The following is a 20,431-nucleotide window of genomic DNA, read 5'->3' on the forward strand; positions in this document are numbered from 1 at the left end:
GGTACAGAAACCGACGGGGCGTCGGGATCCACCAGGGTCCCGACGCCCGCGGTTTCAGCGGAGGGCGTCTCAGCGCACGCTGCCCATGAGCTCCTTGACCCGGCTGCGGTACATCCACACAGCGACACCGGCGAGCACGGCGAGCGTGGCCTCCAGCGCCACCACGCCGGTCTTGTTGAGGTCGACCCCGGCGATGGACAGCAGTCCGGTCGTCGCGTCGCCCGCGGTCACCGCGAGGAACCAGACACCCATCATCTGCGAGGCGTACTTCGCCGGAGCCATCTTCGTGGTCACCGAGAGGCCCACCGGGGACAGCAGCAGCTCACCCACGGTCTGCACGAAGTAGATCGCGACCAGCCACATCGCTGCGGCCTTGTGGCCACCGTCCGCGATGGCCAGCGGCGCGAGGAACAGGAAGAAGGACGCACCGACGAGCACCAGGCCCGAGGCGAACTTCACGGCCGTGCTCGGCTCCTTGCCGCGCCGGTTCAGCGCCAGCCAGAACCAGGCGAAGACCGGGGCCAGCGCCATGATGAGGACGGGGTTGACCGACTGGTACCAGGAGACCGGGAACGTCCAGCCGAGGACGCTGTTCTCGGCGGAGGAGTCGGCGAAGATCGACAGGGTCGAGCCGCCCTGGTCGTAGATCATCCAGAACACGGCCCGCGGCCACGAAGAACCAGATGTACGCGGACATCGACTTCTGCTCGGTGCGGTCCAGGTCCTTGTCGCGCTTGATGTTGGCCAGGACCATCACCGGGATGATCACGCCGAGCAGGGTCAGCGGGACCAGGATCCAGTTCAGCGTGTAGTGGCCGGAGAAGCCGACGATCGCGTAGAAGACGACGGCGATGCCGGCCCAGATGGCGGCCTTGCGCAGGGTGGAGGCCTTCTCCGTGGCGGACAGCGGCGTCGGGACGACGCTGGAGCGGTCGGCCAGGTGGCGGCTGCCGATCAGGAACTGGGCGAGACCCAGGGCCATGCCGACCGCGGCGAGGGCGAAGCCCAGGTGCCAGCTGAAGTTCTCGCCGATGGTGCCGATGACCAGGGGCGCGGCGAAGGCGCCGAGGTTGATGCCCATGTAGAAGACGGTGAAGCCGCCGTCGCGGCGGGGGTCGTCCGGGCCCTCGTAGAGGTGGCCGACCATGGTGGAGATGTTGGCCTTCAGCAGGCCGGAACCGATCGCGACCAGGCCGAGGCCGGCGTAGAAGGTGCCCGAGGAGGGCAGCGCCAGCGTGAGGTGGCCGAGCATGATCACCGCGCCGGCGACGGCGACGGTCTTGCGGGGGCCCCAGACGCGGTCGCCGAACCAGCCGCCCGGCATCGCGAGCAGGTACACCAGCGACACGTACACGGAGTAGATCGCGGTCGCGGTCGCGGCGCTCAGGTGCAGGCCGCCGGGGGCGACGAGGTACAGCGGGAGCAGAGCCCTCATGCCGTAGTAGGAGAACCTCTCCCACATCTCGGTCATGAAGAGTGTGGCCAGTCCGCGGGGGTGGCCGAAGAAGGTCTTGTCGGAACCGGGGGTGCCCGGAGTCACCGAGTCCTTCGTCAGGCTGGACGCCATGGTCGTTCCTTGCTGGTGGGGATTACCGCACACAAAAGAAACCTTCAGCGACGGATGCGCGCCAAAGGTCCCCACGATGCGACAGGCATTGATTCACCATACGACAGGATACGGGCGGAAATGGAAGGACTTGAGAGCTGAATCACAGGTGACCGAGGAACCGTACACCCGGTTTCTAAGGTCCTTACAGGATTGGCACCGCACAGTCACAGGTTCACACCGGATCCTCGAAAGGTAAGAAGCACGGGGTTGTGATCACACCCCAGCATCTGTCAGAGGCGGTCTACCATCAGCTCATGACCCGTGTACTGCTCGCCGAGGACGATGCGTCCATTTCGGAGCCGCTGGCCCGCGCCCTGCGCCGGGAAGGGTACGAGGTCGAGGTGCGTGAGGACGGCCCCACGGCACTCGACGCCGGAATGCAGGGCGGCATCGACCTGGTCGTCCTCGACCTGGGTCTGCCCGGCATGGACGGCCTCGAGGTGGCCCGCCGACTGCGCGCCGAGGGCCACGCCGTACCGATCCTCATCCTGACCGCGCGCGCCGACGAGGTGGACACCGTCGTCGGGCTCGACGCGGGCGCCGACGACTACGTGACCAAGCCCTTCCGGCTCGCCGAGCTGCTCGCCCGGGTCCGGGCCCTGCTGCGGCGCGGAGCGGCCGAGCCGGCGCAGCCGCCGGCCACCCACGGGGTGCGGATCGACGTCGAGTCGCACCGGGCGTGGATGGGCGACGAGGAACTCCAGCTCACGGCGAAGGAGTTCGACCTGCTGCGGGTACTGGTGCGGGACGCCGGACGCGTGGTGACGCGGGACCAGTTGATGCGCGAGGTCTGGGACACCACATGGTGGTCGTCGACCAAGACGCTCGACATGCACATCTCGTGGCTCCGCAAGAAGCTCGGGGACGACGCGGCCAACCCGCGGTACATCGCGACGGTACGGGGAGTGGGCTTCCGCTTCGAGAAGAGCTGAACCCGGTCCGCCTGGCAGGTAAGAGGACATGCGCCGTCGACTGATCCAGTCCACGCTCGCCGTGGTGCTCGTGGTGATCGCCGTCTTCGGCGTATCTCTCGTCATCGTCGAGACCCGCACCATCAGCAACAGTGCCCAGGAGCGGGTCGACTCCGAGGCGATCCGGCTGGCCGGGATCGTGGACAGCCGGCTGTTCGCCGCGGAGGACGTGAACGCGGAGATCCTGCGCGAGCAGGTCGCGCAGGAACGGTACGCCGTGATCCGGATCCCCGGGAAGGACTCGATCGAGGTCGGCTCCAAGCCGTCGGGGCAGGTCATCAGCGCTACGGAGCGGGGCGAGGAGGGCGAGACGGTCACCGTGCAGGAGCCGCGCTCCTCGGTGACCAGGGAGGTCGGCCGTACGCTCCTGATCATCGGCCTGGTGGCGCTGCTCGCGGTGATCGCCGCGGTGCTGCTGGCGATCCGCCAGGCCAACAAGCTGGCCTCGCCCCTGACCGACCTCGCCGAGACCGCGGAACGTCTCGGTTCGGGCGACCCGCGGCCCCGGCACAAGCGGTACGGCGTCCCGGAGCTGGACCGGGTCGCCGACGTGCTGGACTCCTCGGCCGAGCGCATCGCCCGCATGCTGACGGCGGAACGGCGCCTGGCCGCAGACGCCTCCCATCAGCTCCGTACACCCCTCACCGCCCTGTCCATGCGCCTGGAGGAGATCACCCTCACCGACGATCTGGACACGGTGAAGGAGGAGGCGAACGTCGCGCTGACCCAGGTGGAGCGGCTGACGGACGTGGTCGAGCGGCTGCTGACGAACTCCCGTGACCCCCGCGCCGGCAACGCGGTCACCTTCGACCTCGACGAGGTCATCCAGCAGCAGCTAGCCGAGTGGCGGCCCGCGTACCGCAGTGCCGGCCGGGCGATCGTGAGCTCGGGCAAACGGCATCTCACGGCTGTCGGCACGCCGGGCGCGGTGGCCCAGGTGCTGGCCGCGCTGATCGAGAACTCCCTCATGCACGGCGGCGGCACGGTGGCCCTGCGCACCCGCGTCACCGGCAACCAGGCCGTCATCGAGGTCACCGACGAGGGCCCCGGCGTCCCCGCCGACCTCGGCGCGCGCATCTTCGAGCGCACGATCAGCGGCCGCAACTCCACGGGCATCGGCCTCGCGGTGGCCCGGGACCTGGCCGAGGCCGACGGCGGCCGCCTGGAAATGCTCCAGGCCCAGCCCCCGGTCTTCGGCCTGTTCCTCTCCCGCACCCCGCTCAGGTCGTCGGTGCTGGACGAGGACGAGCCGACGGTGCGGTGAGCTGCGCGGCTTGAGCGGGTGCGGGGGTGGTTTTTCGGGTGCCGGTGGGTGGGGGTGGGCGTTTTTGCGCAGTTCCCCGCGCCCCTGACATGCCTGCGGCGGCCTGTGCGGGTCCGGTGGGGGCCCTTGCGAGCCGTTCCCCGAGCCCGCCCCCAGCGGCTGGCGTCAGAGGACTCGCTGGCGCGGTCGTTTTCTGGCCGCACCCTGCTCCGCCTCCTCCAGGAAGGACTCCGCGCTCGCCACCGCCTCGCGGGCGGGGAGGGCCTTGAAGACCCAGCTGCGGTAGGACCAGAAGCGGAACAGGGTCGCGATGCCGATGCCGACGAACTTGAAGATGTTGCTCTGGAGCGGGCTGTCCCAGCCGAAGCCGTAGGTCGCGGCATAGAGGATGCCGTTCTCGATGACCAGGCCGACCACGCTGAACAGCAGGAACAGGGTCAGTTCCTTCGTACGGCCGCTCTTGTCGCGGTCGCGGTACGTGAAGTAACGGAACCCTATGTAGTTGAAGACGATCGACACGACCGTGGCCACCACGCTCGCCCGGACCACCGGAAGGTCGGTGAGATGCCGGACGACGTTGAAGACGACAAGGTTGACGAGGAGCCCCGCTCCGCCCACCGCACCGAATTTGGCGACCTCGCGAACGATCCTTCGCAACCCTGAGGAACCATGTCCCATGGTTGTACAGTCCCCCAGTCGGGTCGGTCAGTCGAGTGATTTCGTCAACTCAGCCATGCTAACCACCCCCCTCGCCAGTTTCCTGTGGAGGAACTCACACACAGGGAAACAACCTGGTAAGAGGACCGGTGAGAGGCGCGGAATTCGGCCGCCGTGGCTCGACCGATACCCTGGGGTCGTGACGTTCCCGGTAGTCGGCATGGTCGGCGGGGGCCAGCTCGCGCGTATGACACACGAAGCAGGCATCCCGCTCGGCATCAGGTTCAAGCTTCTCAGTGACACCCCTCAGGATTCCGCGGCGCAAGTGGTGAGCGATGTCGTCATCGGCGACTATCGCGACCTCGACACGCTGCGCGAGTTCGCGCGCGGGTGCGATGTGATCACCTTCGATCACGAACACGTACCCACCGAGCACCTCAGAGCCCTGGAGGCGGACGGCATCCCCGTCCGCCCCGGCCCCGACGCGCTCGTGCACGCCCAGGACAAGGGCGTGATGCGCGCGCGGCTCGACGCGATCGGCGTCCCGTGCCCACGGCACCGGATCGTCAGCGATCCCGAGGACGTGGCGGCCTTCGCGGCGGAGCTCGAAAGGGGCGGGCACGAAGTGCCCTCCGGCGAGGGCGGTGGTGGGCGACGGGCGGGCGGCTTCCCCGTCGTCCTCAAGACCGTCCGCGGCGGCTACGACGGCAAGGGCGTGTGGGTGGTGGACTCCGCCGAGGAGGCCGCCGACCCCTTCCGGGCCGGCGTCCCCGTCCTCGCCGAGGAGAAGGTCGACTACGTCCGAGAGCTCGCCGCCAACGTCGTACGGTCGCCGCACGGCCAGGCCGTCGCCTACCCGGTCGTCGAGTCCCAGCAGGTCAACGGCGTCTGCGACACGGTGATCGCCCCGGCCCCCGACCTGGACGAGTCCCTGGCCCTCAGGGCCGAGGAGCTGGCCCTGAACATCGCCAAGGAACTGGACGTCGTCGGCCACCTCGCCGTCGAGCTGTTCCAGACCCGCGACGGCCGCATCCTCGTCAACGAACTCGCGATGCGCCCGCACAACTCCGGCCACTGGACCCAGGACGGCGCGATCACCTCGCAGTTCGCCAACCACGTCCGGGCCGTCCTCGACCTCCCGCTCGGCGACCCGCGCCCCCGCGCGAAGTGGACCGTCATGGTCAACGTCCTCGGCGGCGACTTCCCCGACATGTACTCCGCGTACCTGCACTGCATGGCCCGCGACCCCAAGCTGAAGATCCACATGTACGGCAAGGACGTGAAGCCCGGCCGCAAGGTGGGCCACGTCAACACCTACGGCGACGACCTGGACGACGTTCTCGAACGCGCACGTCACGCTGCCGGCTACCTGAGAGGCACGATCACCGAATGAGCCCCGTTGTAGGCATCGTCATGGGGTCGGACAGCGACTGGCCCGTCATGGAGGCCGCCGCCCAGGCCCTCGACGAGTTCGAGATCGAGTACGAGGTCGACGTCGTCTCCGCGCACCGCATGCCGCGCGAGATGATCGCGTACGGCGAGCAGGCGGCCGAGCGGGGCCTGAAGGCGATCATCGCGGGGGCCGGAGGAGCCGCCCACCTCCCGGGCATGCTCGCCTCCGTCACCCCCCTCCCGGTGATCGGGGTCCCGGTCCCGCTGAAGTACCTCGACGGCATGGACTCGCTGCTGTCGATCGTGCAGATGCCGGCCGGCGTCCCCGTCGCGACCGTCTCCGTCGGCGGCGCCCGCAACGCCGGCCTGCTCGCGGCCCGCATCCTCGCCGCGCACGACGAGGAACTCCTCGGCCGGATGCGGGAGTTCCAGCAGGAGCTGAACGACCAGGCCACCGAGAAGGGCAAGCGTCTGCGGTCCAAGGTCGAGGGCTCCAACGGTTTCGGCTTCGGCAAGTGACCGCCGTGGACCCGCTGGAGACGGCCCGGGAACTCCTGCGCGAGTTCCCGGTCGTCGACGGCCACAACGACCTGCCCTGGGCACTGCGCGAACAGGTCCGCTACGACCTCGACGCCCGGGACATCGCCACCGACCAGTCGGCACACCTGCACACCGACCTCGCCCGGCTGCGGGCCGGCGGCGTCGGCGCGCAGTACTGGTCGGTGTACGTCCGCTCGGACCTGCCCGACGCGGTGCCGGCCACGCTGGAACAGATCGACTGCGTACGGCAGTTGATCGCGCGGTACCCGGCACAGCTGCGGGCCGCGCTCACCGCCGCGGACATGGAGGCGGCGCGCGCGGAAGGCCGTATCGCCTCGCTCATGGGCGCCGAGGGCGGCCACTCCATCGCCAACTCCCTCGCCACGCTCCGTGCGTTGTACGCGCTCGGCGTGCGCTACATGACCCTCACCCACAACGACAACGTGGACTGGGCGGACTCGGCGACCGACGAACCGGGCGTGGGGGGCCTGTCGGCCTTCGGCCGCGCGGTGGTCCGGGAGATGAACCGCGAGGGCATGCTCGTGGACCTCTCGCACGTGGCGGCGACGACCATGCGGGACGCGCTGGACGCGAGCGAGGCGCCGGTGATCTTCTCCCACTCCTCCGCGCGGGCGGTGTGCGACCACCCGCGCAACGTCCCGGACGACGTCCTGGAGCGTCTGCCGTCCAACGGGGGCATGGCGATGGTGACCTTCGTGCCGAAGTTCGTCCTCCAGGCAGCCGTCGACTGGACGGCCGCCGCCGACGAGAACATGCGTGAGCACGGCTTCCACCACCTCGCGACCACCCCGGAGGCGATGAAGGTGCACCGCGCCTTCGAGGAGCGCACTCCGCGCCCGGTCGCCACGGTCTCGACGGTCGCGGACCATCTGGACCACATGCGCGAGGTGGCCGGCGTGGACCACATCGGCATCGGCGGCGACTACGACGGCACAGCCTTCACCCCGGACGGCCTCAGCGACGTCTCCGGCTACCCGAACCTCATCGCCGAACTCCTGGACCGCGGCTGGTCCCGCCCCGACCTCGCCAAGCTGACCTGGCAGAACGCGGTACGGGTGCTGGGTGCGGCGGAGGACGTGGCCCGGGAGCTCCGGTCGACGCGGGGGCCGTCCAACGCGACCCTCTCCGAGCTCGACGGCTGACCGCCGGGGCATCTTCGACCTGGTGGTCGGGGCGGCGCACGGCACCCAGACCGTCGTACCCCCGAACGCCCCGCCCACCAGGAAGCCCCCCGCGCTCCGTGGGACGGTGACCGTACGGCGATCAGAAAGATCACGACGTACGGAGCCCGTCATGGCAGACCTCCAGGACGAACTGCATCCCCCGGCCGACGTGGAAGAGCTGCCCCAGCTCTTCGGGGCCGCGCCGGAGCTGTGCGCGCCCGGCTCCGACCCGGACGCCGAGCTGCTGGAGCGCGCCCGTGCCATCCTCGCCGAGCACCCGGTCGCCGACGGTTACAGCGGGCTGCCGTGGGCCCTGCGGCACCTGCCCTGGTTCGACCTGGAGGTCGGTGAGAGCGCGGTGGACACGGATGTGCCGAGGCTCAGGGAGGGGCACGTGGGCGCTCTGATGTGGTCGCTGCACCTGCCCGAGGGGCTCGACGGGGACCGTGCCGTCGGCGCCACCCTGGAACAGCTCGACCTGGTGAAGACCGTCGTACGCAACCATCCCGAGGGCCTGCGCCTGGCCCGCACCGCCGGACAGGCCACCGACGCCCGCAACTGCGGCCGTGCCGCCGTCCTGCTCGGCCCCGCGGGCGCCGCCGCCCTCGGTGACTCGCTCGGCATCCTGCGCTCCCTGCACGCCCTCGGACTGCGCGCCCTCACCCTGACCGGGGTGTCCTGGGCGAGCGCGGCGGGGCTCACCCGGTTCGGCGAGGAGGTGCTGCGCGAGATGAACCGGCTCGGAGTCCTCGCCGACCTCTCCGGCGCCTCCGACGCCACCGTCCGGCGCACCCTGGCCGCCTCCAAGGCGCCGGTGCTCTTCAGCCGCTCCGCCGCGCGCGCCCTGCGGCCCCACCCGGCCAACCTCCCCGACGACCTGCTCGCCGAGCTGGGCGCCGCGGGCGGCCTGTGCATGGTGCCGCTGACCGCCGAGCAGACCGGCCCGACGGTCCGGGACGTCGCCGACCACCTCGACCATGTGCGCGCGGTCGCGGGCGCCGAGAGCGTGGGCCTGTCCGGCACCTACGACGCCGGCACCGCGCACCCGCAGGAGCTGGGCGACGCCTCCTGCTACCCGCACCTCGTCGCCGAGCTGCTGCGCCGGGGCTGGGACGAGGCCGACCTCGCGCTGCTGACCTGGGGCAATGTCCAGCGGATGCTGCGCGAGTCCGACTTCACCGCACAGGCGGCGCAGCAGCGGCGCGAGCCGTCCACGGCGAAGATCGCCGACCTCGACGGATAGCCGGGCCCCACCACCGACCGGCGGCGCGGTGCGGACCGGTCCGGCACGGGCGTCACGTCGGAGCCGGTGGCCGGCCGACGGCCGGCGCTACACCGGGTCGATCCGGCACAGGCAGAAGGGGTGGCCCGCCGGGTCCGCGTAGACCCGGAAGTCCTCCTTGTCCTCGGCGTGCAGCAGCCGCGCGCCCAGCTCCAGCACCTTGGCCTCGGCCGCGTCGATCTCCTCCCACGTGGTCCCGCCGTCGAAGTCGAGGTGGAACTGCTGGGAGTTGCGGTCCGCCCGCGGCCACTCCGGCGGGGTGAGCCCCGGGGCGCTCTGGAAGGCCAGCCGGGGACCGGCGGGGACGCGCAGGACCACCCAGTCCGGGTCGTCGTCCTCCGGCGTGCCGCCCACGATCCCGGCGTAGAAACGGGCGAGCGCACGGGGGTCGGGGCAGTCGATCACGACGGAACGGAAACGTGCGACAGTCACGAGAGGTCCTCCTGGTTCGACGGGCGGTTCAGCAGGCGCAGAGGCAGAACGGGTGCCCCGCCGGGTCCGCGTACACACGGAAGGTGCGGGAGCGGTCCGAGGTGTCCAGCGGCTTCGCCCCGAGCGCCAGCACCTCCTTCTCGGCCGCGTCCAGGTCCGGGACGCTCAGGTCCAGGTGGAACTGCTGCGAGGCGTCGGGGGCGGGCCACTTCGGCGGTACGAAACCGGGGGCGGCCTGGAAGGCGAGCGCCGGTCCGTCAGGGGTCTTCAGGTCGACCCAGTCCCCCTCGCCCTCGACGGTGCCGCCGAGGACACCGGCGTAGAAACCGGCGAGCGCGGCGGGGTCCGGACAGTCCAGTACGACGGCTCCGAGTGCGGCGACGGCCATGCTTCCTCCTTGAAGCGGGGTTACCCGTAGAGGCGGGTAACCAGTAACGGTTACCGCATGCTCCCGCATCGGAGGTAACGTCGCAAGGGAATTCCCTAGCTAGGTAGCGTGCAGCCATGAGTGAGCGATCGCCCGCGCCCGGGGGGCTGGCCCTGGTCGAGTCCCTGGTCAACACGGTGGACCTGGAGTCGGGCGCCGATTCGCTGGACACGGCCGAGGGCCGGGCGCGGTTCGGGATCACCGAGGGGGAGCTGGCGCAGGCGCGTGAGCTGCGGGAGTCGCTGCGGGTCGCTCTGCTGGCGCACGCCGGGCATCCGCCGCACCGGGCGGTGACACCGCTGGGCGAGTTGCTGGCGGCGGCGCCCCTGTTCCTGACCGTGGCCGCGGTGGACGGCTCGGCCGCCCTCGCCCCCGCCGACGCCCGGACCCTGCTCTCCCGCGTCGCCGCCGCCGTCGCCGAGTCGCTGGTGGCGGGGACGTGGATCCGTCTGAAGGCCTGTGAGGCCGTGGACTGCCACTGGGCGTACTACGACCGGAGTCCGGCGGGGCGGGGGCGGTGGTGCTCTATGCAGGTGTGCGGGGCGCGGGCGAAGATGCGGCGCTACCGGGCCAAGGGGTGAGCGGTGTCGTCAGGATTCCTCCCTCTGCGCCTGGGACGTCCTTGAGCCGACCAGCAGGAGGCACAGGACCGCCACCCCGGCCACCAGGCCGGCCAGGAGCAGCAGGGGGTCCAGGGGGCGGCCCGTCGAGGCTGCCGTCTGGGTCACGGGCTGCTGTGTCACCCGGGGTGCCGCCTGCTGCGCTGTCTGCGGTACGGCCGCCTCGGATGCGGTGGGCGACGGCGACGCGGACGGCATCGTCATCGCCGGTGCCGAGTGCGCGGTGTGCGACGGGGTCCGGGCCGGTGTCGTGTGCGTGTGCTCTCCCGGTGCCGCCGAGGTCCTGGCCGGAGCCGGTGCCGGAGCCGCCCGGACCGTGATCCCCGCCGTCATGTCCGGGTGGACCGTGCAGACGTAGCCGTAGGAACCGGCCGTGGCGAAGGTGAAGCTCCAGCTCTGGCCCTTGTTCAGCATGGGGGAGTGGATCGAGAGCGGGCCGGAGGTGGTCTTCACGTCGTGCGGGGCCGTGTCGTAGTTGGTCCACGTCACCGTGGAACCGGCGGGCACGCTCAAGGACGCCGGCGAGAAGGCGTACCCCTTCATGGCCACCGAGTAGCCCGCCGCCGACGCCTGTCCCGACGGCAGCAGCCACACGGCGAGGAGGGCGAGCGCCGCCGCGGCCCGCAGCAGCCCCCTCATGCGAACTCCGCCGCGACGAGCAGCCGAAGACGCGTGGCCGGCAGCCGCCACGGCAGCCGGAATCCGGTGGCCCGGCGCAGCAGCCGGTAGGACAGCCGGGCCGTGCCCACGACGAGCATCCGGTCCTCGGCGCGGTCGAGCACCCGCATCCGCAGGAGGACGGGGAAGGCGACCTCGTCGAGGACGAGGTCGGCGGTGAGCTGGAGGCGGTCGCCGGGCAGGTCCTCGACCCGCTCGGAGGTGAGCACGGCCCGCAGCTCGCCGTGGTCGAACGCGAAACGGAACGCGGGGTGAGGGGCGTCCGGGGACGTCTCCAGCGACGCTCCGGCGAGGGGTATCCGCCGCCGCCGTACCGGCAAAGGCCCGTACCAGGCGGTGAGTTCGGCGAGCGAGCGGCCGGGGGCCACGGTGAGCCGGCGGGGCGGAGGAACGGTGGGCAGGGTGACGGTTGTCATCCCGAACTCCTTGGAAAGCGGTTCCCGAAATGTGGTGGGGGTGTGGAGAATGGCCGTGGACGCCGTTCCGGCCGGCTGAGCCCCGGCCGGAACGGCGTCCACCCATGTGTCAGCAGCTGGTGGTGAGGAAGTCCGTGGTGGGAGCGAGCAGGTGCTCGGCCCAGACGGTGTGCATCTTCACGTAGGCGTCGGGGTTCAGCAGATCGGTGACCTGCTGTCCGAGCGACTCCTCCAGGTGCGCGGAGTTGATGTGGGCCAGCAGCACGCTCAGCGTGCTGTCGAGCACCGTGCCGCCGTCGTTGACGGCCGGCTTGAGGATGCTCTCGATCCACACCGTGTGCATCTTGATGTACGAGTCCAGCGACAGTGCGTCCTGCACCTGCTGGCCGGGCGACTCCTCCAGGTGGGCCGCGTAGAGGTGCTGGAGGATCGGCAGGAGCTCATTGCGGATGCTCGTGCACTGCTCGCCGCCACCGCTGGGGGGCGTGCCCGTCGGCGTCGAGGTCGGCATCGGCATGCCGGTCGACGTGGGGGTCGCCGTCGGCGTGGCCGTGGGGCCCGTCGTCGGCGTCGCCGTGGGTGCCGTCGGGGTCGGCGTCGGCATGGGGGTGGTGCCGCCGCCACCGCCGGACGCCGCCACCACCTTCACGGACGACACCATGTCCGGGTGCACCGCGCAGTAGTACTCGTAGGTGCCGACCTTGCTGAAGGTGTACGACCACGAGTCGCCCTTCTGCAGCGTCCCCGAGTCGAAGGCCACCGGGGCCTTGGTCGTGGTCACCGTGTGCGGCGCGCTGTCGTGGTTGGTCCACCGGACCGTCTGGCCCACCTCGACCACGAGCTGCTTGCCGTCGCCGAACTTGTAACCCGTGATGTCGACTTGGTAGTCGGGGGTGGCGGCGGCCTTCATGGCGGCAGCGGCGGCAGCGGGCGCCTGAGCCGCGCCCGCGGCCTGCTGCGAGGCCGCCGTGGAACCCGTGGCCGCGCTCAGCAGCCCGAGACTGAGCACGGCGGCCAGGGCCGCGCCGAGGCCGGCGAACAGCAGGGACCGGTTCCCGGTCGGCGACTTGCTTCGCCGGCCACCGGTCTCGTCTTTGCTTCTCACTGCAACTCCTTTTGCTTTTGCGGGTGTTCAGCGGCCGGGATCGGCCGTGACCAGCAGACTCGTCACGGCGAGCACGACGAGGACCAGCCCCGTCTCGGCCGCGACCGAGTAACCGAAGGGCCGCACGGTGGCGGCGTCGCCGCGCAGCAGCACGGCGAGATCGAGACGGGTGCGCACCCACTGACGGCTCGCGTACGCGGCGGCCAGGACGCACCCGAGGACGGCTGTCTTGACGAGCAGCAGATGCCCGTAGGAGGTGTGCAGAAGGCCGTCGAACGACCCCACCACCTGCCACGCGAGCACCAGCCCGGCGCCGACGATGCCCGTGACGCTCAGCGCCGCGAGCCGCGCGTAGCCCGGCACCACCTCGGCCAGCTCCGCGGGCCGCCGGCGCGGCAGCACCGCCAGCGCGAGCATGGCGAGCCCACCGATCCACAGCGCGGCCCCGAGAAGGTGCACGAAGTCGGCGACCGCGCCCCAAGTGGGCTCACTGCCCTCGGAGTTGTGGCCCGTCATGCCGGTCGTGCGCAGCAGCCCGAACGCCACCGCGAGCGCGCCCACCCGCCAGCCTGGCGAGCGCGCGGCGCCCTGGAGCAGCGCGGCGAGCACCACGGCCGCGAGCACCCACATCAGGCCGCGTGCGGCGAGCACGACACCGGGTTCGGTGGCCAGGACGTCCGCGTAGGCCGCCGGGCGCAGGGCGTCCCGCAGGCCGCCGAGGGAGGCGTACGCGCCTTGCAGTCCCACGGCCGCCACGGTCGCCAGCAGTCCGCCCGTCCAGGCCAGCCCGAGCAGCGCCCGGGCCCGCGGCTCGTAGGCCCCGCCCGGCCACAGCAGCGCGACGAACGCGAGCCCGCCGACGAACAGGGCGAGCGCGAGGTATCCGGCCCAGCGGACGGCGACGAGGCCCTTGCGCACCGAGGGGGACGGTGCGGGAGCGGCGGCCCGGGCCTCGTCGCCGCCGGTCCTGGCGGGGGCCGCCCCGACGGCGAAGGCGATCCGCCCGGAGGAGGCGTGTCCGTCCTCCTCGTCCACCACGGACCACACCACCGCGAACTTCCCGTCCGCAGGGCTGCCGAGCGCGACCCGCACGACGTTGTTCTTCGCTGTTCCCTTCGCCGTTCCCTTCGGCGGACGGGCCACCGGCAGCCGGTCCCCGTCCACCGTCAGCACCCGTACGTCGGCCAGGTCGACGGCCTCGTCGAAGGTGAGGGTGAGGTGGTCGGGAGCCTTCGCGGGCGTGGCCCCGTCCTTGGGGGAGGAGCTCACCAACTCGGTGTGCGCGGAGGCGGGTTGGGCGGCGCCGAGGAGGGCGCAGAGGAGAGCGGCGAGGACGAGCAGTGGCCTCATGGCGTCGCCTCCGGCCGTGGGGAGGCGGAGGGGGAGCCGGCGAGGGCCCCGCCGAGCAGGCCGGAGACGGGGGCGAGGCCGACGCAGGGCGAGGGAGAGGGCGTCGGCGAGGGGGACGCGGTCGCACCGCCCAGGAGACCGAGGACAGGCTCGGTGAGGCCGACGAGCAGCGGTTGCACGAGGGTGACCTCGCCGTCCCGGCAGGTGGCCGAGGGGGACGGGGTGGGAGTGGGAGCGGGGGTCGGCGTGCCCGCGGGCGGCGAGCTCTCGTGCCCGGTGTGACCGCCGCCGCCTTGCCCGCCGCTCCCGTCGACGGGGCCGGTACCGGTCACGGCGCTTCCGGCATCGCCGTATCCGATGTCCGACCCGGTCCCGCCGTGTCCGAGGTCAGAGCCGGCCCCGCCGTAGGCCGGCAACTCGCCGGAGTCGGCGGGGACTTGACCGGCACCCGGTGCGGTCGCCTCCGGTGCCGTGGCCGCGGGCGGCGAGGCCGGGGGAAGTGCGGCCTCGGCCGCCCCGGAGGCGGCGGGGGCACCGATGCCCGAGGCGTACCCCAGCACGATCACCACCGCGGCGACGAGCGCCCCGGCGACCAGCTCGTCGCGATGATCACGCGGCCACTCCACCCCGCGAAACAGGGGCATGACTCACTCCTGACATGCTCGTATCAATCCGGCCGAAGAGTCCGGCGATGACGAACAGTGGAGTGGAGGGCGGATTCCGCTTGGCTACGCACCGGTTAACCGATCGTTGCCTACCTCTCCTCTATGGGGGCGTGGTCTGTGAGAACGGTCAATTCACCGCCGTACTCGAATGCAAATCGAACTCGTGTTGTCGATTCCGGGGAGGCGGCATATGCCAGGGCCGGGACGGGACGGCGAGGACGACAGCGACACCCCTGCGGACGGCCACCGCCTGGCGGGTCCGGTCCCTGTACTGAGACGTGATGCGCGCGCTCGTCGCCCTGGGCGCGGCCGAACGGCTGCCCTGAGCCTCCGTCATGCGGCCGCCGGTGCCCCGCGAGAGCCCGCCCCCGCCGTCCCTGTCTCCGCTCAGGCCGTCGGCCGCCCCATCGCCCGGTACGTCCAGCCCGCCTTCCGCCACAGCACCGGGTCGAGGGCGTTGCGGCCGTCGAGGACGACCTTCGCCGCCGCGACCTCGCCGAGGGCGGCCGGGTCCAGTTCGCGGAACTCGCGCCACTCCGTGAGGTGGAGTACGACGTCGGCGCCCCGGACCGCGTCCACGGCGGTGTCGGCGTAGCCGAGGGTGGGGAACAGGCGGCGGGCGTTGTCCATGCCCTTCGGGTCGTAGACCGTCACCTGGCCGCCCTGGAGGTGTATCTGCCCGGCGACGTTCAGCGCGGGCGAGTCGCGGACGTCGTCCGAGTCGGGCTTGAAGGTGGCGCCGAGCACCGCGACCCGCTTGCCGAGGAACGACCCGCCGCCCAGTATCTGCCGGGCCAGCTCCACCATCTGGCCGCGCTGGCGCATGTTGATCGAGTCGATCTCGCGCAGGAAGGTCAGCGCCTGGTCCGCGCCGAGCTCACCCGCACGGGCCATGAAGGCACGGATGTCCTTGGGCAGACAGCCGCCGCCGAAGCCGATCCCGGCCCGCAGGAACTTCTTCCCGATCCGGTCGTCGTACCCGATGGCCTCGGCCAGCTTGGCGACATCGCCGTCGGCGGCCTCGCAGACCTCCGCCATCGCGTTGATGAAGGAGATCTTCGTGGGCCAGGAAGGAGTTCGCGGAGGTCTTCACCAGCTCGGCGGTCGGGAAGTCCGTCACCACGAACGGCGTGCCCTCGCCGAGCGGCGTCGCGTACACCTCGCGCAGCAGCTTCTCCGCGCGCTCGCTGCGCACGCCGACGACGATCCGGTCCGGGTGCAGCGTGTCGTCCACGGCGAAGCCCTCGCGCAGGAACTCCGGGTTCCAGGCCAGCTCGGCGTCGGCGCCCGCGGGGGAGTGGTCGGCCAGATAGCGGGCCAGCCGGTCGGCGGAGCCCACGGGCACCGTCGACTTGCCGACGACGAGCGCCGGACGGGTCAGGTGCGGGGCGAGGGAGGCGAACGCCGAGTCGACGTACGACATGTCGCAGGCGTACTCGCCGTGCCGCTGCGGAGTGTTCACGCAGACGAAGTGCACGTCACCGAAGGCGCCGGCCTCTTCCCAGTCCATGGTGAAGCGCAGCCGGCCGGTGGAGCCCTCGATCCCGGCGACATGCTTGCGCAGCAGCTCCTCCAGGCCCGGCTCGTACATCGGGACCTGGCCGCGCTGGAGTATCTCGATCTTCTCGGGCACCACGTCGAGCCCCAGCACCTCGAAACCGAGCTCGGCCATGGCCGCGGCGTGGGTGGCGCCGAGGTAGCCGGTGCCGATCACGGTGATCTTGAGGGCCATGGAGACTCCAGAAAGGGGGACGGGCCAGTGCGCGCCCGAGCATAGTCGGAGGGTGCGACGGGCAGTTTTCCCGCTGTCGCCAAGCTCACGTATCCGTCCCGTGGGCCGGGCCCTAAAATTTGAGTTACTTAACGGTAATTAGCACAGGCATCACAGCGTCCTTGGAGCGTGAGAGACCTTGGCCGGAACGGCTGACTTCGACCTGTACCGCCCGTCCGAGGAGCACGACATGCTCCGGGACGCCATCCGCTCGCTGGCGGAGGCGAAGATCGCGCCCTACGCCGCAGCGGTCGACGAGGAGGCCCGCTTCCCGCGCGAGGCGCTGGACGCGCTGGTGGCCAACGACCTGCATGCCGTGCACGTCCCCGAGGAGTACGGCGGCGCGGGCGCCGACGCGCTGGCCACGGTGATCGTCATCGAGGAGGTCGCGCGCGTCTGCGTGTCCTCGTCCCTGATTCCCGCGGTGAACAAGCTGGGCTCGCTCCCGGTGATCCTCTCCGGCTCGGACGAGCTGAAGAAGAAGTACATGACCCCGCTCGCCAAGGGTGACGCGATGTTCTCGTACGCCCTCTCCGAGCCGGACGCCGGTTCCGACGCGGCCGGCATGAAGACCAAGGCGGTCCGCGACGGCGATTACTGGGTCCTCAACGGCGTGAAGCGCTGGATCACCAACGCCGGCGAGTCCGAGTACTACACGGTGATGGCCGTGACGGACCCCTCGAAGCGCTCGAAGGGCATCTCCGCCTTCGTCGTCGAGAAGTCCGACGAGGGCGTCTCCTTCGGCGCCCCCGAGAAGAAGCTCGGCATCAAGGGCTCGCCCACACGCGAGGTCTACCTGGACAACGTCCGCATCCCGGCCGACCGCATGATCGGCGACGAGGGCACCGGCTTCGCCACGGCGATGAAGACCCTGGACCACACCCGCATCACCATCGCCGCCCAGGCCCTCGGTGTCGCCCAGGGCGCCCTCGACTACGCCAAGGGCTACGTCCAGGAGCGCAAGCAGTTCGGCAAGGCCATCGCCGACTTCCAGGGCATCCAGTTCATGCTCGCCGACATGGCCATGAAGATCTCCGCCGCCCGCGCCCTGACCTACCAGGCCGCGGCCGCCTCGGAGCGCCTCGACAAGGACCTCACCTTCCAGGGCGCCGCCGCCAAGTGCTTCGCCTCGGACGTGGCCATGGAGGTCACGACGGACGCGGTCCAGCTGCTGGGCGGGTACGGCTACACCCGCGACTACCCGGTGGAGCGCATGATGCGCGATGCCAAGATCACCCAAATATACGAAGGAACGAACCAGGTGCAGCGGATTGTCATGGCGCGCAACCTGCCGTAGGTCGGCCCGACCGGCGCGACCGAGCCCCCGGAGGCGTTCCGGGGGCTTTTGTCGTACCGAGGGTGAGACATTTCGGGGCGTATTGTTCGCGTCCGCCCGATGGCGCCCGGCAGGGGAGGGGCGTAGGACGGAAGGGCACGGGGCCCGCCCGGGCTCCCACGTCCCCCAGGAGGAGCCATGACCCAGGCCGAGAGCATGTCCGCGATGAGCAAGGAGATGCAGGACTGCGTGGCGGCATGCATGGAGTGCCACAGCGTGTGCGAGGAGACCATGAGCTCCTGTATGCAGAGGGGCGGCCAGGCCCAGATGCAGATCATGCGCGCGCTCATCGACTGCGCCGACATGACCCGCATGTGCGCGGACATGATGATGCGCCGCTCGCCGCTGTCGGCGGAGATGTGCGCGATGTGCGCCAGGGCGTGCGAGATGTGTGCCGAGGCGTGTATGTCCATGCCGGACGATCCCCAGATGATGCGCTGCGCGCAGGCGTGTCGCCTGTTGCGCTGTGCGGAGACCTGTCGGGCGATGGCGGGCATGGCGATGTGACGCTCCCCGCCCGAGCGTGGCCGGGGGCACCCGCCGAGGCGCCTTCGGCCACGGGTGGGGCAGGCTGGGGCCCATGACACGCACGAACGGGACGGAGGCCTTCGACGCCGCCGAGCGCGCGATGTGGAAGGGCCGCGCCGAGGCCTACGCCGGCAGTTTCGCGCGGCTGTGCGCCCATCCTGTGGAGGCCTTGCTGGACGCGGCCGGAGTCGGGGCGGGGACGCGCGTCCTCGATGTCGGAACCGGCACCGGTACGGCGGCCGCGGCGGCCCAGGCGCGCGGCGCCCGGGTGAGTGCCGTGGACGCCGATGCCGGGATGGTGGCGGCGGCGCGGGCCCGCGGGCTCGACGCGCGCACCGGTGTGCTGCCTGAACTCCCTTACCGTGACGGCGAGTTCGATGCCGTCGTCGGCAACTTCGTGCTCAACCACGTCGGCCGCCCCCGCACCGCCCTCGCCGAACTCCACCGCCTGCTGCGCCCCGGCGGCCGGATCGCCCTCACGACGTGGAGCGTGCGGCGCGGCGCGGGACAGGACCTGCTGGGCCGGGCCTGCGAGGCGGGCGGGGCCGTACCGCCGCCGTATCTCCCGCGGTTGGACCCGGCGGAGGACTGGGCGCGTACGGCGGACGGCCTCGCCGAACTGCTCGGCGGGGCCGGGTTCATCGCGTCCGAGGCGGCCGAACTCGCCTGGGACCACCGGGCCGGTGTCGAGGAGTGGTGGAGCGGCGCGGCGGGAGGGGTGGCCACCGTCGGGCTGGTCGTCACCTCGCAGGACCCGGCAACCGTCGTACGGATCCGCCGGGAGTACGACCGGCTGAGCGCCGAACACGCGGTGGCGGAAGGGCAGTTGGCCCTTCCGCACATCGCGCTGCTCGGTTCGGCCCGGCGGTCGTAGGGCTCAGTTGCCCGAGACCGTGACCTTCTCGTCGTTGTTCAGCTCCTGCACCAGCTGCTTCACCTTCGTCTTGTCCCAGACGAGGTTGCCTCCGGTGGACCCGGAGATCGGCATGTTCAGCGAGGTGCCGTCGCCGCCGTTGACGCCCTTCATCGCGAAGAACATGGACCCCAGGTCGTACAGGCCCATGTCCTTGTCGACGATGAGCGAGTCCAGGCCGGCGCCGAGCGTCGGGTAGAGCTTGAAGGGGTTCAGGACCGTGCCCGGGGTGGCCACCTGATGGGCGAGCGCCGCGAGGAACTTCTGCTGGTTCTTGGTGCGCTGCAGGTCGGACGCGGCGAACGCGTGCCGGGTGCGGACGAAGGCGAGCGCCTGGTCGCCGTTCAGCTCCTGCTTGCCCGCCTTGAAGTCGGCGCCGGAGTACTTGTCCTTGAACCCCTTGTCGATGTCGATCTCGACCCCGCCGACCGCGTCCACGATGCTCGCGAAGCCGGCGAAGCCGATCTCGACGTAGTGGTCGATGCGCAGCCCGGTGTTGAACTCGACGGTCCGCACCAGCAGCTCGGGCCCGTCCTCGGCGTACGCGGCGTTTAGCTTCACGTGCCGGCCCGTGCCCTTGTAGGTCTTGCCGGACTCGGAGCCGACGAAGCTCGGGATCTCCACGTCCGAGTCGCGCGGCAGCGAGATCAGCGTGTCGCCGTTGCTGCCGGTGTGCAGGATCATCATCGAGTCGGTGCGCTTGCCCTCGGCGGAGCCGGTGTGCAGCTGCTTCTTCTGCTCCGAGGAGAGGCCGGCGCGGCTGTCGGAGCCGACGATCAGGTAGTTGGTGCCGTCGCCCTGGTCCGGCCGGTCGATGACCTTGGACAGGTCGACCTCGCGGTTGAGCTTGGAGTCGGCCCAGAAGTAGGTGGAGACGGTCGTCACGATCAGCCCGGTGATCACGACGATCGCGGTCCACTTGATCCGCTTGCGCCAGTTCGGCGCAGGGCGCGGACCCCGGCCGCCGCCCGGGTCGCCGGGGCCGTCGTAGCCACCGCCGCCGGGGCTGCCGTAGACCTGGCCGGTGTTGTAGCCGCTGTCGTAGTCACCGCCGTAGCCCTGGCCGTCGACGTACGACGGCTGCTGCGGCACTCCGTTACCGTACGGCGGCGCGGACGGACCCTGGCGGCCGTAGGCCCCCTGTCCGTACGCCCCCTGCCCGGGCGCCCCCTGTCCACGGCGGACCTGCCGCATGACGCGGGCGCTCTCGGGCTGTGCGCTCGCGCTGCCGCGTCCGTACCGGTCGCGGTCGTCGCCGGACCATCCCTCGGGCCAATCGTTCATGGGGCCC

Annotated in this window: 19 protein-coding genes and 2 pseudogenes; 10 read left to right on the forward strand and 11 right to left on the reverse strand. The window is 71.1% G+C overall.

The window, feature by feature from the left end; genetic code table 11:
* Positions 1-69 precede the first annotated feature (69 nt).
* A pseudogene (locus tag RKD20_RS26365) lies at positions 70-1,567 on the reverse strand (oligopeptide:H+ symporter).
* A 296-nt stretch (positions 1,568-1,863) separates the two neighbouring features.
* Between RKD20_RS26365 and RKD20_RS26370 the strand changes: the two are divergent.
* Positions 1,864-2,541 carry a response regulator transcription factor gene (locus RKD20_RS26370; RefSeq protein WP_007382513.1) on the forward strand — a complete coding sequence of 226 codons (678 nt, stop codon included), beginning with the start codon at positions 1,864-1,866 and terminating at the stop codon, positions 2,539-2,541.
* Between the two features lie 28 nt (positions 2,542-2,569).
* A complete protein-coding gene (locus RKD20_RS26375; protein ID WP_424879875.1) occupies positions 2,570-3,844 on the forward strand; it encodes an ATP-binding protein in 1,275 nt (424 codons plus the stop codon).
* Between the two features lie 165 nt (positions 3,845-4,009).
* Here the strand turns inward: RKD20_RS26375 and RKD20_RS26380 are convergent, their stop codons facing one another.
* Positions 4,010-4,522: a GtrA family protein gene (locus RKD20_RS26380; RefSeq protein WP_424879876.1), complete on the reverse strand. Its 513-nt coding sequence runs from the start codon at positions 4,520-4,522 to the stop codon at positions 4,010-4,012.
* Between the two features lie 178 nt (positions 4,523-4,700).
* On the opposite strand from RKD20_RS26380, the gene RKD20_RS26385 reads away from it, so the two are divergent.
* The 4 genes from RKD20_RS26385 (at position 4,701) to RKD20_RS26400 (ending at position 8,860) form a co-directional block, all read left to right on the forward strand.
* On the forward strand, positions 4,701-5,894 hold the full coding sequence (locus RKD20_RS26385; RefSeq protein WP_424879877.1) for a 5-(carboxyamino)imidazole ribonucleotide synthase: 1,194 nt from the start codon (positions 4,701-4,703) through the stop codon (positions 5,892-5,894).
* Between the two features lie 20 nt (positions 5,895-5,914).
* On the forward strand, positions 5,915-6,412 hold the full coding sequence (purE, locus tag RKD20_RS26390; RefSeq protein WP_037900329.1) for a 5-(carboxyamino)imidazole ribonucleotide mutase: 498 nt from the start codon (positions 5,915-5,917) through the stop codon (positions 6,410-6,412).
* On the forward strand, positions 6,409-7,596 hold the full coding sequence (locus RKD20_RS26395; RefSeq protein ID WP_424879878.1) for a dipeptidase: 1,188 nt from the start codon (positions 6,409-6,411) through the stop codon (positions 7,594-7,596). The genes purE and RKD20_RS26395 overlap by 4 nt, the downstream gene beginning before the upstream one ends.
* Positions 7,597-7,747: 151 nt before the next feature.
* The gene (locus RKD20_RS26400; protein ID WP_424879879.1) at positions 7,748-8,860 is read left to right on the forward strand and encodes a dipeptidase; all 1,113 of its coding nucleotides are present in this window, start codon (positions 7,748-7,750) and stop codon (positions 8,858-8,860) included.
* Between the two features lie 87 nt (positions 8,861-8,947).
* Here RKD20_RS26400 and RKD20_RS26405 read toward each other — a convergent pair whose 3' ends face one another.
* Together RKD20_RS26405 and RKD20_RS26410 are read right to left on the reverse strand one after the other, a co-directional pair.
* A complete protein-coding gene (locus RKD20_RS26405; protein WP_031044079.1) occupies positions 8,948-9,331 on the reverse strand; it encodes a VOC family protein in 384 nt (127 codons plus the stop codon).
* 28 nt (positions 9,332-9,359) lie between these two features.
* Positions 9,360-9,719 carry a VOC family protein gene (locus RKD20_RS26410; protein ID WP_424879880.1) on the reverse strand — a complete coding sequence of 120 codons (360 nt, stop codon included), beginning with the start codon at positions 9,717-9,719 and terminating at the stop codon, positions 9,360-9,362.
* 116 nt (positions 9,720-9,835) lie between these two features.
* Here RKD20_RS26410 and RKD20_RS26415 point away from each other — a divergent pair, with 116 nt between their 5' ends.
* Positions 9,836-10,339 (forward strand): CGNR zinc finger domain-containing protein, encoded by a 504-nt coding sequence (locus RKD20_RS26415; protein WP_424879881.1) that lies wholly within the window; start codon positions 9,836-9,838, stop codon positions 10,337-10,339.
* A gap of 9 nt (positions 10,340-10,348) precedes the next feature.
* Here RKD20_RS26415 and RKD20_RS26420 read toward each other — a convergent pair whose 3' ends face one another.
* From RKD20_RS26420 to RKD20_RS26445, 6 genes and pseudogenes are all read right to left on the reverse strand, one after another.
* Positions 10,349-11,017: a plastocyanin/azurin family copper-binding protein gene (locus RKD20_RS26420; RefSeq protein ID WP_424879882.1), complete on the reverse strand. Its 669-nt coding sequence runs from the start codon at positions 11,015-11,017 to the stop codon at positions 10,349-10,351.
* Positions 11,014-11,472, reverse strand: a complete 459-nt coding sequence (locus RKD20_RS26425) for a hypothetical protein (RefSeq protein WP_424879883.1) — start codon at positions 11,470-11,472, stop codon at positions 11,014-11,016. Before RKD20_RS26425 ends, RKD20_RS26420 begins: the two co-directional genes overlap by 4 nt.
* A 109-nt stretch (positions 11,473-11,581) precedes the next feature.
* Complete coding sequence (locus tag RKD20_RS26430) at positions 11,582-12,577, reverse strand: cupredoxin domain-containing protein (protein ID WP_424879884.1); 996 nt, start codon at positions 12,575-12,577, stop codon at positions 11,582-11,584.
* A 27-nt stretch (positions 12,578-12,604) separates the two neighbouring features.
* Positions 12,605-13,927 (reverse strand): copper resistance CopC/CopD family protein, encoded by a 1,323-nt coding sequence (locus tag RKD20_RS26435; protein WP_424879885.1) that lies wholly within the window; start codon positions 13,925-13,927, stop codon positions 12,605-12,607.
* Complete coding sequence (locus RKD20_RS26440; protein ID WP_424879886.1) at positions 13,924-14,571, reverse strand: hypothetical protein; 648 nt, start codon at positions 14,569-14,571, stop codon at positions 13,924-13,926. Before RKD20_RS26440 ends, RKD20_RS26435 begins: the two co-directional genes overlap by 4 nt.
* Positions 14,572-14,979: 408 nt before the next feature.
* Positions 14,980-16,324, reverse strand: a pseudogene (locus RKD20_RS26445) (UDP-glucose dehydrogenase family protein).
* Positions 16,325-16,502: 178 nt separating this feature from the next.
* Between RKD20_RS26445 and RKD20_RS26450 the strand changes: the two are divergent.
* The 3 genes from RKD20_RS26450 to RKD20_RS26460 all read left to right on the forward strand — a co-directional run bounded on the left by RKD20_RS26450 (position 16,503) and on the right by RKD20_RS26460 (position 19,101).
* On the forward strand, positions 16,503-17,660 hold the full coding sequence (locus tag RKD20_RS26450; RefSeq protein WP_424879887.1) for an acyl-CoA dehydrogenase family protein: 1,158 nt from the start codon (positions 16,503-16,505) through the stop codon (positions 17,658-17,660).
* A gap of 177 nt (positions 17,661-17,837) precedes the next feature.
* Positions 17,838-18,206, forward strand: coding sequence for a four-helix bundle copper-binding protein (locus tag RKD20_RS26455; RefSeq protein ID WP_424879888.1), 369 nt, complete (start codon positions 17,838-17,840; stop codon positions 18,204-18,206).
* Positions 18,207-18,279: 73 nt separating this feature from the next.
* Entirely contained in the window at positions 18,280-19,101 is an 822-nt protein-coding gene (locus RKD20_RS26460; protein WP_424879889.1) for a class I SAM-dependent methyltransferase, read from the forward strand.
* Between the two features lie 3 nt (positions 19,102-19,104).
* On the opposite strand, the gene RKD20_RS26465 is transcribed toward RKD20_RS26460, so the two are convergent.
* Positions 19,105-20,424 carry an LCP family protein gene (locus RKD20_RS26465; RefSeq protein WP_424879890.1) on the reverse strand — a complete coding sequence of 440 codons (1,320 nt, stop codon included), beginning with the start codon at positions 20,422-20,424 and terminating at the stop codon, positions 19,105-19,107.
* Positions 20,425-20,431 lie beyond the last annotated feature (7 nt).

This window comes from Streptomyces sp. SLBN-8D4 (assembly GCF_049739545.1).
GTDB classification, from domain to species: domain Bacteria; phylum Actinomycetota; class Actinomycetes; order Streptomycetales; family Streptomycetaceae; genus Streptomyces; species Streptomyces canus_C.